The organism is Sphingomonas sp. BL-S-25, assembly GCF_055521555.1.
The window spans coordinates 3,465,320-3,478,013 of the sequence record NZ_CM145486.1; the positions used below are offsets into that span (position 1 = coordinate 3,465,320).

Consider the following 12,694-nt stretch of genomic DNA (forward strand, 5'->3'; position numbering starts at 1 on the left):
AGTGGCGAAGATTGATTGTTGGACAGCGAGCGGCCGGCTTGGCAAATATCTATCGACAGGGATCGTATTTTATACGACAGGATAGGGATGCGCCCGCTTACCGTAATCGGCTTTCTCGGCTCGACGCTAGACGCAGCGAAGGTCGGACCGTCGCGCTGGAACAAGTGGCGCCCATCGGTGGCGCTGACGATGCACGAGGATCTGCGCGTCGATCGGTTCGTGCTGCTGCATGGCGAGGCGCACGGCCGCCTTGCCGAGTGGGTGGCGGAGGATATCGCATCGGTCTCGCCCGAAACGACGGTGGTGCCGCAGGTGATGAACCTGAAAGACCCCTGGGACTTCGAGGAAGTCTATGGGGCGCTGCTCGACTTCGCGCGCAGCTATCCGTTCGACCCGGAGGCCGAGGATTATCTGATCCACATCACAACCGGCACGCACGTCGCCCAGATCTGCCTGTTCCTGCTGACCGAGGCGAATTACCTGCCGGGCAAGCTGCTCCAGACCCAGCCGGCCAAGCTCAGCGAAGGCGGCGCCGCGCCGGGGCGCTGGACGGTGATCGACCTCGACCTGTCGCGCTATGACAGCATCTCGACCCGCTTTGCGGTCGACCGTGCCGAGGGCGCCTCGTTTCTCAAATCGGGCATCGAGACGCGCAACGCCGCGTTCAACAGGATGATCGACGAGATCGAGCAGGTCGCGATCCGCAGCCGTGCGCCGGTGCTGCTGATGGGTCCGACCGGGGCGGGCAAGAGCCAGTTGGCGCGGCGCATCCATGACCTGAAGCGCGTGAAGCATCAGGTTAAGGGGCCGTTCGTCGAGGTGAACTGCGCCACGCTGAAGGGCGACAGCGCGATGTCGGCCCTGTTCGGGCACAAGCGCGGCGCCTTCACCGGCGCGACCGCCGACCGGCCGGGGCTGCTGCGCACCGCGGACACCGGCATGCTGTTCCTCGACGAGATTGGCGAGCTGGGGCTGGACGAGCAGGCGATGATCCTGCGCGCGATCGAGGAGAAGCGCTTCCTGCCGGTCGGCGCCGATCGAGAGGTGGCAAGCGACTTCCAGCTGATCGCCGGCACCAATCGCGACCTGGCGGCCTGCGTCGGCGAGGGGACGTTCCGCGAGGACCTGTATGCGCGGCTCAACCTGTGGACCTTCGCGCTGCCCGGGCTGGCCGAGCGGCGCGAGGATATCGAGCCCAATCTCGATTACGAACTGGACCGCTATGCCGAGCGCGAGGGCGACCGGGTGACGTTCAACCGCGAGGCGCGAGAGCGCTATCTCGCCTTCGCGACCGGGGCCGACGCGCCCTGGCCGGGCAATTTCCGCGACCTGGCGGCCAGCGTGACGCGGATGGCGACCTTCAGTCCCAAGGGGCGGATCGATGTGGCCGGGGTCGACGCCGAGATCGCGCGGCTGCGGCGGCTATGGCCGGGAGCTGCGGCGGGGCAGGCCGATGACGGGCTTGCCGCCTTGCTGTCGCGCGAGGCGCTGGAGGCGCTCGACCCGTTCGACCGGGTCCAGCTTGCCCATGTCGTCGCGACCTGCCGCGCCAGTCGCTCGCTGTCGGCGGCGGGGCGGACGCTGTTCGCTGCATCGCGCACCCAGCGTGCCTCGACCAACGATGCGGATCGGCTGCGCAAATATCTCGCGCGCTTCGGGCTGGACTGGAGCGCGCTGGCGGAAGATTGATCAGAGGCAGGTGCCGGCGAGTCAGGCTCCAAATAGCGGCGTGGGCATGAGCCAGGGGCCGAGAACCAGAATTGCGGTCAGCAAAAGCCACCAGCGTCGTTGCCGCCGGATTACCAGCGTTACGCAAGCGAGCCAGATGACGGTCAGTGTGATGGTGAGCAAGCGGCCGTTCCCGAACGCGAAGCGCATGCCTGCCACCGGGGCGACCATCAGCGCAGACGCCACGACGGCGATCAGGATCGCGGTCATCGTCATTAGGTCGGTCAGCAGCTGCTGCCGATCGTTCTGCGGTTCTTCGATCATTGCCTCAGTTTAGCTTCGAGGAGCACGCTTGCCAGCAGGATCGGGTCAACCCGCTTGCCGCATCGCATCGCCCGGACTAGCTCGGCACGAAATCAGATGAGGAGAGCCCGGATGAGCGACGCCCCGACGGTAGTGCTGGAGAGGGATGGCGATGTCGCCATCGTCCGGCTGAACCGGCCCGATCGGCTGAATGCGGTAACCTATCCGATGCTCGACCTGATCGCGGCGACGCTGAAACAGGCAGTGGACGAAGGCGCGCGGGCGATCCTGCTGACCGGCGAGGGACGCGCCTTCTGTTCGGGCGCCGATCTGTCCGGCCGGGGCGGCGACACCCAGCTCGAGCCCGGCGAATCGCTGCGGCTTCACTATAACCCGATGATGCGGACCTTCGCCGACCTGCCCGTGCCGGTCGTCACCGCGATCAACGGCCCGGCCGCCGGGGCGGGGGCGTCGATCGCGCTGGGCGGCGACATCATCGTCATGGCGCGCTCGGCTTATCTGCTGCTCGCCTTCGCCAATATCGGGCTGGTCCCCGATGCCGGCGGTACCTGGCTGATCGCCAAGGCGGCCGGACGCGCCAAGGTGCTGGAGATGGCGCTGCTTGGCGAGAAGCTGCCCGCGGACGACGCGCTGGACGCCGGGCTGGTCACGCGCGTCGTCGATGACGAGGCGTTGATGGGCACTGCGCTGGATTATGCGCGCCGGCTGGCGGCGAAGCCGACGGTCGCGCTGGGGCTGATCCGCAAGCAGGTCGCCGCCGCGCTGTCGGGCACGTTCGAGCAGACGCTGGAGATCGAGGCATCGCACCAGTCGATCGCCGCGCGGACCGAGGATTTCCGCGAAGGCGTCGCTGCCTTTCTCCAGAAGCGCACACCGGAGTTCCGCGGCAAATGACCCAGTATGACGTGCTGATCGTCGGTGCCGGTCACGCCGGCGCGCAGGCAGCGATCGCGCTGCGCCAGAACAAGTTCGCCGGGACGATCGCGATGATCGGCGAAGAGCCCGAAATCCCCTATGAGCGCCCGCCGCTGTCGAAGGAATATTTCTCCGGCGAAAAGGCGTTCGAGCGCATCCTGATCCGCCCCGCCGCCTTCTGGGAGGAGCGGCAGGTGGCGATGCTGCTGGGTCGCCGTGTCGTGTCGGTCGATCCGGCGGGCAAGACGGTGACGACCGCCGATGGCGAGACGATCGGCTATGGCGCGCTGATTTGGGCAACCGGCGGCGCGCCGCGCGAACTGCCGTGCGGCGGGCATCATCTGAGGGGGCTGCACACCGTGCGGACGCGCGCGGATGCCGACCGCATGCTCGCCGAATTGGACCAGGTCTCGCGCGTGGTCGTGATCGGCGGCGGCTATATCGGGCTCGAGGCGGCGGCGGTGCTGAACAAGTTCGGCAAGCAGGTTGTGGTGTTGGAAGCGCTGGACCGGGTGCTGGCGCGGGTCGCGGGGGAGCCGCTGTCGCGCTTCTACGAGGCCGAGCATCGCGCGCACGGCGTCGAGATCCGGCTGGGCGTGACAGTCGACTGCGTCGAGGGGGACGACAAGGTGACCGGCGTGCGCCTGGCCGACGGGTCGATGGTGCCCGCTGACATGGTGATCGTCGGCATCGGCATCGTGCCGGCGGTCCAGCCGCTGATCGACGCGGGCGCGCTGGGCGGGAATGGCGTGACGGTCGACGGCCAGTGCCGCACCTCGCTGCCCGACATCTATGCGGTCGGCGATTGTGCGCAGCATTCGAACCGATTTGCCGAGGGCAAGGCGGTCCGGCTGGAATCGGTCCAGAACGCCAATGACCAGGCGACGGTGGCGGCGAAGTCGATCCTGGGCATTGAGACCGATTACGATGCTGTGCCGTGGTTCTGGTCGAACCAGTATGACCTGCGTCTCCAGACCGTCGGCCTGTCGATCGGCTATGACGCGACCGTCGTACGCGGGGACATCGCGGCGCGCAGCTTCTCGGTGATCTATCTGCGCGAGGGCAGGGTGATTGCGCTCGACTGCGTCAACGCGACCAAGGATTATGTCCAGGGGCGCAAGCTGGTTGTCGAGGGAGCTGTGATCGATCCGGCACGGCTGGCGGATGCGACGGTGCCGTTGAAGGAGATGGTGGGGTGAACTTGGGGAGGCTCGTAACCGAGTCTCCCTAGGTGGCGTTGGACAAGCGGTTTGCGCCACACCTGTCCTCCTTCGCGAGGCAGGGGAGGGGAACCATGCGTAGCATGGTGGAGGGGGCGGCTGACCTTGACGGTGCGTTTGGAATATCACGCATCGCATGCCCCCTCCACCACGCCCTACGGGCGCGGTCCCCCTCCCCGAGGGAGGAGATTAGCGGAACCCGTAGGGCACCGGGCCGCGGGCGTCCGGGTCGATGCGGATCTCGCTGCCGGCGGGCGGGAAGGCGCGCTGGTCGCAGTCGGTGCGGGGGCAGATGCGGCAGCTGGTGCCGATCGGCGTCGCGATGCCGTCGGTGCGCAGGCCGTCGGCATAGATGAAGTCGGGCGCGTGGCTCTCCTCGCAGCCCAGCGCCACGGCGTAGCGTCGCGGCGGGCGGGTATAGCTGCCCGAGGGTTTGACCAGCCCCTTGGCCATCGAGACATAGCGCACGCCGTCGGGCGTTTCGGCCAGCTGGACCAGGATGCGGTCGGGGATCGCCACCGCCTCGTGCACGACCCAGAGCGGGCAGGCGCCGCCGAAGCGGGCGAATTGCAGGCGGGTGGCCGAATGCCGCTTGGTGATGTTCCCCGCCATGTCGACGCGGCAGAAGAAGAAGGGGATGCCCGCCGCGCCAGGGCGCTGCAGCGTCGACAGCCGGTGACAGGTCTGTTCGAAGCTGGTGCCGAAACGCTGGCGCAGCCGGTCGATATCGTGGCGCAGTTCGCGTGCAGCTGTGCGGAACCGGGCATAGGGCATCACCAGCGCGCCGGCGGCATAGTTGGCGAGGCCGGCTGACAGCAGCTCGCGTCCGGCCGCGGAATCGATGCCGCGATGCGCGATGTCGCGGATCAGTTCGGCGAACTCCAGCCGGGCGAGCTGGTGCGCCAGGCTGAACACATGGGTCTCCGGCGCCTGTGACGGGTCGAGCTGCAGCACCCGCGCTTCGGGATCATAGGCGCGCAGCTTTGCCCCGCCGACCTCGACGCGCACCCCGTGGCGCTCGGCCAGTCGCGCCTCGATCGCGCGTTGCCCTTCGCCGACATCGTCCGCAATCCGCTCCGCCTCGCGGTCGATCGGGTCGACATAGTTGCGCTCGGTGTGAAACCAGTCGCGCACCTCGTCCCAGGGCAGGCGCGCCTCGCCGGTCTCGAACCGGTCGTCGAGCACCCGCAACTGGTCCTGCGACCTTCGATAGGCGGCGTGCAGCGCGACCATCCGCCGCACGAGCTGCGGCTGCTGCTTCACGCCGCGCTGGACTGCCTCCTGACCGATCGCGCCATCGGGAACGCTGGGGTCGCCCGCGGCCTCGACGCCCTCGATCAGCAGCGAGGTTTCCTCCTGCGGGTCGATCGTCGCCCAGTCGGTGGGAAAGGCTTCACCCAGCGCGCCCAGCACCGCAGGCGTGATCGGTCGGTCGCCATTCTCGATCTGCGACAGATAGCTGACCGAGATGCGCAGCCGCGCCGCCATCTCCGCCTGGCTCAGCGCCAGCCGGGTGCGAAGCTCGCGCACCAGATGTCCGGCGAAGATGCGGCGGGTCGACATGGGTCAGGAGGTACGACCGGCCGCCGCACTTTGCAAACCTTCCATCGGCAGGTTTGCAACATCACAGTTGCGCCGCGGTGCAAGCTGTGAAACGGGCAGGCTTTGGCCAGCCGGAGACCGCCCTTGTCCTCGACGATCGAAGAACTGGAACGCCGCCGCGAGGCCGCCCGCGCGGGTGGCGGGGAAAAGCGTGTCGCCGCGCAGCACGCCAAGGGCAAGCTGACCGCGCGCGAGCGGGTCGAGGTGCTGCTCGACGAGGGTTCGTTCGAGGAGCTCGACATGTATGTCGAGCATAATTGCGTCGATTTCGGCATGCCCGACCAGATCGTTCCGGGCGACGGCGTCGTCACCGGCAGCGGCACGATCAACGGCCGGCTGGTGTTCGTGTTCAGCCAGGACTTCACCGTGTTCGGCGGATCCTTGTCCGAACGCCATGCGCAGAAGATCTGCAAGATCATGGACATGGCGCTGAAGGTCGGCGCACCGGTGATCGGGCTGAACGATTCGGGCGGCGCGCGCATCCAGGAAGGCGTCGCCAGCCTGGGCGGCTATGCCGAGGTGTTCCAGCGCAACGTGCTGGCGTCCGGCGTGGTGCCGCAGCTCAGCCTGATCATGGGCCCGTGCGCGGGCGGTGCGGTCTATTCGCCGGCGATGACCGACTTCATCTTCATGGTGAAGGACTCCTCCTACATGTTCGTCACCGGCCCCGATGTGGTGAAGACCGTGACCAACGAGGTAGTGACCCAGGAGGAACTGGGCGGCGCAGTAACGCACACGACGCGGTCGTCGGTCGCGGACCTCGCGCTGGAGAATGATATCGAGGCGCTGCTGGCGGCGCGCGACTTCATCGACTTCCTGCCCGCGTCGAACCGCGAGCGCGCGCCGGAGCGGCCTTGCCACGATCCGTGGGACCGGATCGAGGACAGCCTCGACACGCTGATCCCGCCCAGCGCCAACCAGCCCTACGACATGCACGAGCTGATCCGGAAGACGCTGGACGAGGGCGACTTCTTCGAATTGCAGCCGGCGCATGCGGCCAACATCATCATCGGGTTCGGCCGGATCGAGGGACGGACCGTCGGCGTCGTCGCCAACCAGCCGATGGTGCTGGCCGGGTGCCTCGACATCAATTCGTCGAAGAAGGCGGCGCGCTTCGTGCGCTTCTGTGACGCGTTCGAGATTCCGATCGTCACCTTCGTCGATGTGCCGGGCTTCCTGCCGGGCGTCGGCCAGGAGCATTCGGGCATCATCAAGCACGGTGCAAAGCTCTTGTTCGCCTATGCCGAGGCGACCGTGCCGAAGATCACCGTCATCACGCGCAAGGCCTATGGCGGCGCCTATGACGTCATGGCGTCGAAGCATCTGCGCGGCGATCTCAACTATGCGTGGCCGACCGCCGAGATCGCGGTGATGGGCGCCAAGGGCGCGGTCGAGATCATCTTCCGCGGCCGCACGCCCGAGGAAATCGCCGAGAAGACCGCGGAATATGAGGCACGCTTCGCCAATCCGTTCGTTGCCGCCAGCAAGGGCTTCATCGACGAGGTGATCATGCCGCATTCGACCCGCCGGCGGATCGCGCTGGGCCTGCGCAAGCTTCGCAACAAGAAGCTCGAGAACCCGTGGAAGAAGCACGACAACATCCCGCTGTGATGCCCGCCCCTTCCGCCGCGAAGGGGTCTGTGAAGGACCGAGTAATGAGCACCGATTCCGTCGTCATCCTTTCCTATGCCCGCACGCCGATGGGCAGCTTCCAGGGCAGCCTGTCGGGCGCGACCGCGACCGAGCTGGGCGCGACCGCGGTGAAGGCCGCGGTCGAGCGTGCCGGCGTCGACCCCCAGGATGTCGAGCGCTGCTATATGGGCTGCGTGCTCCCCGCGGGCCTGGGCCAGGCGCCGGCCCGCCAGGCGGCGCGCGGCGCGGGCCTGCCCGATCATGTCGAGGCGACCACGGTCAACAAGATGTGCGGCAGCGGGATGAAGGCGGCGATGATGGCCGCCGACGCGATCGCCGCGGGCACCAGCGACATCATCGTCGCGGGCGGCATGGAAAGCATGTCGAACGCGCCGTACCTTTCGAAGAAGCACCGCGCGGGCGCGCGGATCGGGCACGACACCGTCTATGACCACATGATGCTCGACGGGCTCGAGGATGCCTATGAGCCCGGCAAGGCGATGGGCGTCTTCGCCGAGGCGACCGCGGGCGAATATCGGCTCACCCGCCAGGCGCAGGACGATTATGCGATCGAATCGCTGACCCGCGCGCAGAAGGCGCAGAGTTCGGGCGCCTTCGACGGCGAGATCGTCGCGGTCGAGGTCAAGACCCGCAAGGGGTTCGAGACGGTCGACAAGGACGAGCAGCCGCTGAAGGGTGACCCCTCGAAGATCCCGACCCTGCGTCCTGCCTTTGCCAAGGACGGCACGATCACCGCCGCAAACGCCAGCTCGATCTCCGATGGCGCGGCCGCGCTGGTGCTGGCGCGGGCCTCGGTTGCCGAGGCCAAGGGGCTGAAGCCGGTCGCCCGCATCGTCGGTCACACCGCGCATGCACGGCTGCCGGCGCATTTCACCACCGCGCCGGTCGGCGCGATCGAGAAGCTGCTGGCGAAGACCGGATGGAGCGTCGGCGATGTCGACCTGTTCGAGATCAACGAGGCGTTTGCCTGCGTCACCATGTTCGCGATGCGCGACCTGGGCATCCCGCACGACAAGGTGAACATCCATGGCGGGGCGACCGCGATGGGCCATCCGATCGGTGCATCGGGCGCGCGCATCCTCGCGACGCTGATCGCGGCGCTGCAGAAGACCGGCGGCAAGCGCGGCGTGGCCGCGCTGTGCATCGGCGGCGGCGAGGCGACGGCGATGGCGGTGGAGCTGATCTGATGAAGCTGGGCCGCCTCAACCATGTCGGCGTCGCGACGCCGTCGATCGAGCGATCGATCGCCTTCTACCGCGACGTGATGGGCGCCGAGGTGATCCGCGAGCCGTTCGACCTTCCTGCACAGGGGGTGAAGGTCTGTTTCGTCGACACGCCGAACAGCCAGATCGAGTTGATCGAACCGCTGGGCGAGGGGTCTCCCATCCACGGTTTCCTGGCGAAGAATCCGGCCGGCGGCCAGCATCATCTCTGCTATGAAGTGCCTGACATCGCCGAGGCCAAGGCCTGGCTCGAAGCCAAGGGCGCGAAGGTGCTGGGCGAGCCCCGCATCGGCGCGCATGGGACGCCGATCTTCTTCGTCCACCCCAGGGACATGGGCGGCGTGCTGACCGAGATCATGGAGACCCCCCGTGGCGAGCATTGAGATTTCTCCTTCTCCCCTTGTGGGAGAAGGAAGCGGCCCGCTGCCGCAGGCAGTGGGAAGGATGAGGGGGCTTGTGTCCAACTCCCCCTCACCCTTCCGCAGCCTTTGGCTGCTCCCTCCCTCTCCCACAGGGGGAGAGGGAGAATGAGCGACAAGCCGACTCTCGACCAATGGGCCGCCGCCGCTTCCAAGGAAGTGAAGGGCCGCGATCTCACCTGGCGCACGCCGGAGGGGATCGACGTCAAGCCGCTCTACACGGCTGAAGATATCGCCGGGATCGACCCCGGATTGCCGGGCTTCGCGCCGTTCACGCGCGGGGTGCGTGCGTCGATGTATGCCGGGCGGCCTTGGACGATCCGGCAATATGCCGGCTTCTCGACCGCCGAGGAATCGAACGCATTCTATCGCCGCAACCTGGCGGCGGGTCAGAAGGGGCTGAGCGTCGCCTTCGATCTCGCCACGCATCGCGGCTATGACAGCGATCACCCGCGCGTGACCGGCGATGTCGGCAAGGCGGGCGTCGCGATCGACACGATCGAGGACATGAAGATCCTGTTCGACGGCATCCCGCTCGATCAGATGTCGGTCAGCATGACGATGAACGGCGCGGTCATCCCGATCCTGGCCTTCTTCATCGTCGCGGGCGAGGAGCAGGGCGTGCCGCGCGCGCAGCTGGACGGGACCATCCAGAACGACATCCTCAAGGAGTTCATGGTCCGCAACACCTATATCTACCCGCCCGAGCCGAGCATGCGGATCATCTCGGACATTTTCGGCTATACCAGCCGCGAGATGCCGAAGTTCAATTCGATCTCGATTTCCGGCTATCACATGCAGGAAGCCGGAGCGACGCAGGTCCAGGAGCTTGCCTTCACCATCGCCGACGGCATGGAATATGTGAAATACGGCGTCGCCTCGGGCCTGGACATCGACAAGTTCGCCGGGCGTCTGAGTTTCTTCTTCGCGATCGGCATGAACTTCTTCATGGAGATCGCCAAGCTGCGCGCGGCGCGCGTGCTGTGGCACCGGGTGATGACCAAGCTGGGTGCGCAGGACGAGCGGTCGAAGATGCTGCGCACCCATTGCCAGACTTCGGGCGTGTCGCTGACCGAGCAGGACCCGTATAACAACGTCATGCGCACTACGATCGAGGCGATGGCGGCGATGCTGGGCGGAACCCAGTCGCTCCATACCAACGCACTGGACGAGGCGATCGCGCTGCCCACCGACTTCTCCGCCCGAATCGCGCGCAACACGCAGATCGTGATCCAGGAAGAGACGGGGATGACCAAGGTCGTCGATCCGCTGGGCGGCAGCTATTATGTCGAGAGCCTGACGCAGCAGCTGGTCGACAGCGCCTGGGAGATCATCGAGCGGGTCGAGGCCGAGGGCGGCATGGCCAAGGCGGTCGCCGCCGGCTGGCCCAAGGCGATGATCGAGGAGGCGGCGGCCGCCACTGCCGCGCGGATCGATCGCGGCGAGCAGGTGATCGTCGGCGTCAACAAGTATCGCAAGGACGGCGAGGACCCGATCGACATCCTCGACGTCGACAATCACGCGGTGCGCGAGGCTCAGATCGCGCGCATCCGCCGCGTCAAGGAAAGCCGCGACGAGGCTGCCTGCCAGGCCGCGCTGGACGCGCTTCGCACCGGTGCCGAAGGCAAGGCGAACCTGCTCGAGCTGGCGGTCGAGTGCGCTCGTGCCCGCGCGACGCTGGGCGAGATCAGCTCGGCGATGGAGGCGGGCTTTGGCCGCTATGGCACGCAGCCGACGCCGGTGAAGGGCGTCTATGGCGGTGCCTATGCCGAGGATGTCCGCTGGGAACGGCTGAAGGACGGCGTCGCCGCGACCGAGCGCCGGCTGGGTCGCAAGCCCCGCATGCTGGTCGCCAAGATGGGGCAGGACGGGCATGACCGCGGCGCCAATCTGGTGTCGTCGGCGTTCGGCGATCTCGGTTTCGAGGTCGTGCCGGGCCCCTTGTTCCAGACGCCGCAGGAAGCCGCGCAGCTTGCGCTGGAAAGCGATGTCGACGTCGTCGGCGCGTCCAGCCTCGCGGCCGGGCACAAGACGCTGATCCCCGAACTGATCCGCGAGCTTCAGGATGCCGGCCGCGCCGACATCAAGGTGATCGCGGGCGGCGTGATCCCGGCGCAGGATTACGAGTATCTGCGCGAAGCGGGGGTGCAGGCGATCTTCGGACCGGGTACGAACCTGGTGAAGGCGGCCGAGGAAGTGCTTCGGCTGCTGGGCCATAACATGCCGCCCGTGGAGGAAGCCGCCGAATGAGCGACGATGCGGACGCACCGGTCGACCTGTCGCATGACGGCGAGACCCTGCTCTACGATTATTTCAAGCATCTCACCTCGCTGTGCCTGTTCTCGCTGGGCGGGGTGCTGGCGCTGGCGCAGAACGCCAAGGGCGTCTCTGCCGGCGTCATGATCGCGGTGCTGGGCGTGATCGGTGTCGCCGCGCTGATCTCGTTCAGCGGCACTGCGGAGATCGTCGCGGCGCGGTTCCATCGCAAGCCGCTGGGCAAGCACGTCAACCTGTATCGCGCGATCGCGCCGGCCTTCCTCTCGGTCGGCGTCGGCATGTTCCTCTATCTCTTCACAAGGACGCTCAACCTGTGATCCGCACCGACTGGACCCGCGACGAGGTCGCCGCATTGTTCGACCTGCCGTTCCTCGACCTGGTGTTCGAGGCGGCGTCGATCCACCGCGAGCATCACCCGCGCAACGAGGTGCAGCTGTCGACCTTGCTGTCGATCAAGACCGGCGGCTGCGTCGAGGATTGCGGCTATTGCAACCAGTCGACCCATGCCGACACCGGGCTGAAGGCGACCAAGCTGATGGACCCGCGCGCGGTGCTGCAGGCGGCGGCGCAGGCCAAGGATGGCGGCTCGTCGCGCTTCTGCATGGGGGCGGCGTGGCGCGAGCCCAAGGATCGCGACATGCCCGCCATCATCGAGATGGTGAAGGGTGTGCGCCAGATGGGCATGGAAACCTGCATGACCTTGGGCATGCTGACGCCGCGTCAGGCGGATCAGCTGGCCGAGGCCGGGCTCGACTATTACAACCACAATATCGACACCAGCCCCGAGAATTATGCGAACGTCATCTCGACGCGCAGCTTCCAGGACCGGCTCGACACGCTCGACGCGGTGCGCTCGGCGGGGATCAATGTGTGCTGCGGCGGGATCGTTGGCATGGGGGAGAAGCGCGAGGATCGCGTCGGCTTCCTCCACGTGCTGGCGACGATGCCGCATCCCGAAAGCGTGCCGATCAACGCGCTGGTGCCGGTCAAGGGCACCGTGCTGGGCGACATGCTGGCCGATACGCCGCTGGCGAAGATCGACGAGATCGAATTTGTCCGCACGGTCGCCGTCGCACGCATCCTGATGCCGCTGTCGATGGTCCGCCTGTCGGCCGGGCGCGAGAGCATGTCGGACGAGACCCAGGCATTGTGCTTCATGGCCGGCGCCAATTCGATCTTCACCGGCGACAAGCTGCTGACCACCGGCAATGCCGGCGACGACCGTGACGCGGCACTGTTCGCCCGGCTGGGCGTCCGCGCGATGCAGGGCGAGGTGAAGGCCGAGCTGGAAGCCGCAGAGTAAGTTCACCCCTCCCGCTTGCGGGAGGGAGTTGTCGGGTCGGTCAAGCCCCCGGCTTGACCTGGACAGCCTGGGAGGCTGTCCACCCAAAAA

11 protein-coding genes are annotated in these 12,694 nt (G+C 67.1%); 9 read left to right on the forward strand and 2 right to left on the reverse strand.

What is annotated here, in order from left to right:
- Nucleotides 1–87: 87 nt before the first annotated feature.
- Complete coding sequence (gene rtcR, locus ACZ1H8_RS16815) at nucleotides 88–1,689, forward strand: RNA repair transcriptional activator RtcR (protein ID WP_465178338.1); 1,602 nt, start codon at nucleotides 88–90, stop codon at nucleotides 1,687–1,689.
- A 21-nt stretch (nucleotides 1,690–1,710) separates the two neighbouring features.
- On the opposite strand, the gene ACZ1H8_RS16820 is transcribed toward rtcR, so the two are convergent.
- Nucleotides 1,711–1,992: a hypothetical protein gene (locus ACZ1H8_RS16820; protein ID WP_465178339.1), complete on the reverse strand. Its 282-nt coding sequence runs from the start codon at nucleotides 1,990–1,992 to the stop codon at nucleotides 1,711–1,713.
- A gap of 111 nt (nucleotides 1,993–2,103) precedes the next feature.
- Here ACZ1H8_RS16820 and ACZ1H8_RS16825 point away from each other — a divergent pair, with 111 nt between their 5' ends.
- Both ACZ1H8_RS16825 and ACZ1H8_RS16830 read left to right on the forward strand, forming a co-directional pair.
- Nucleotides 2,104–2,886, forward strand: a complete 783-nt coding sequence (locus ACZ1H8_RS16825) for an enoyl-CoA hydratase-related protein (protein WP_465178340.1) — start codon at nucleotides 2,104–2,106, stop codon at nucleotides 2,884–2,886.
- A complete protein-coding gene (locus ACZ1H8_RS16830; RefSeq protein ID WP_465178341.1) occupies nucleotides 2,883–4,106 on the forward strand; it encodes an NAD(P)/FAD-dependent oxidoreductase in 1,224 nt (407 codons plus the stop codon). The genes ACZ1H8_RS16825 and ACZ1H8_RS16830 overlap by 4 nt, the downstream gene beginning before the upstream one ends.
- A gap of 210 nt (nucleotides 4,107–4,316) precedes the next feature.
- Here the strand turns inward: ACZ1H8_RS16830 and ACZ1H8_RS16835 are convergent, their stop codons facing one another.
- A complete protein-coding gene (locus ACZ1H8_RS16835; protein ID WP_465178343.1) occupies nucleotides 4,317–5,690 on the reverse strand; it encodes a helix-turn-helix domain-containing protein in 1,374 nt (457 codons plus the stop codon).
- Nucleotides 5,691–5,813: 123 nt separating this feature from the next.
- On the opposite strand from ACZ1H8_RS16835, the gene ACZ1H8_RS16840 reads away from it, so the two are divergent.
- From ACZ1H8_RS16840 to bioB, 6 genes are all read left to right on the forward strand, one after another.
- Nucleotides 5,814–7,340, forward strand: a complete 1,527-nt coding sequence (locus ACZ1H8_RS16840; RefSeq protein WP_110149235.1) for an acyl-CoA carboxylase subunit beta — start codon at nucleotides 5,814–5,816, stop codon at nucleotides 7,338–7,340.
- Nucleotides 7,341–7,384: 44 nt separating this feature from the next.
- Nucleotides 7,385–8,569: an acetyl-CoA C-acyltransferase gene (locus tag ACZ1H8_RS16845; protein WP_465178344.1), complete on the forward strand. Its 1,185-nt coding sequence runs from the start codon at nucleotides 7,385–7,387 to the stop codon at nucleotides 8,567–8,569.
- The gene (gene mce, locus ACZ1H8_RS16850; protein ID WP_465178345.1) at nucleotides 8,569–8,988 is read left to right on the forward strand and encodes a methylmalonyl-CoA epimerase; all 420 of its coding nucleotides are present in this window, start codon (nucleotides 8,569–8,571) and stop codon (nucleotides 8,986–8,988) included. Before ACZ1H8_RS16845 ends, mce begins: the two co-directional genes overlap by 1 nt.
- 144 nt (nucleotides 8,989–9,132) lie before the next feature.
- Complete coding sequence (gene scpA / locus ACZ1H8_RS16855; protein ID WP_465178346.1) at nucleotides 9,133–11,274, forward strand: methylmalonyl-CoA mutase; 2,142 nt, start codon at nucleotides 9,133–9,135, stop codon at nucleotides 11,272–11,274.
- Nucleotides 11,271–11,618 (forward strand): hypothetical protein, encoded by a 348-nt coding sequence (locus ACZ1H8_RS16860; RefSeq protein ID WP_465178348.1) that lies wholly within the window; start codon nucleotides 11,271–11,273, stop codon nucleotides 11,616–11,618. Before scpA ends, ACZ1H8_RS16860 begins: the two co-directional genes overlap by 4 nt.
- Entirely contained in the window at nucleotides 11,618–12,604 is a 987-nt protein-coding gene (gene bioB / locus ACZ1H8_RS16865; RefSeq protein ID WP_465181412.1) for a biotin synthase BioB, read from the forward strand. Before ACZ1H8_RS16860 ends, bioB begins: the two co-directional genes overlap by 1 nt.
- Nucleotides 12,605–12,694: the final 90 nt, after the last annotated feature.

Excerpts from the sequence above, each read along its gene's own strand:
- rtcR (WP_465178338.1), top strand. The coding sequence starts at position 88 with ATGCGCCCGCTTACCGTAATCGGCTTTCTCGGCTCGACGCTAGACGCA.
- ACZ1H8_RS16820 (WP_465178339.1), bottom strand. The coding sequence starts at position 1,992 with ATGATCGAAGAACCGCAGAACGATCGGCAGCAGCTGCTGACCGACCTA.
- ACZ1H8_RS16825 (WP_465178340.1), top strand. The coding sequence starts at position 2,104 with ATGAGCGACGCCCCGACGGTAGTGCTGGAGAGGGATGGCGATGTCGCC.
- ACZ1H8_RS16830 (WP_465178341.1), top strand. The coding sequence starts at position 2,883 with ATGACCCAGTATGACGTGCTGATCGTCGGTGCCGGTCACGCCGGCGCG.
- ACZ1H8_RS16835 (WP_465178343.1), bottom strand. The coding sequence starts at position 5,690 with ATGTCGACCCGCCGCATCTTCGCCGGACATCTGGTGCGCGAGCTTCGC.
- ACZ1H8_RS16845 (WP_465178344.1), top strand. The coding sequence starts at position 7,385 with ATGAGCACCGATTCCGTCGTCATCCTTTCCTATGCCCGCACGCCGATG.
- mce (WP_465178345.1), top strand. The coding sequence starts at position 8,569 with ATGAAGCTGGGCCGCCTCAACCATGTCGGCGTCGCGACGCCGTCGATC.
- scpA (WP_465178346.1), top strand. The coding sequence starts at position 9,133 with ATGAGCGACAAGCCGACTCTCGACCAATGGGCCGCCGCCGCTTCCAAG.
- ACZ1H8_RS16860 (WP_465178348.1), top strand. The coding sequence starts at position 11,271 with ATGAGCGACGATGCGGACGCACCGGTCGACCTGTCGCATGACGGCGAG.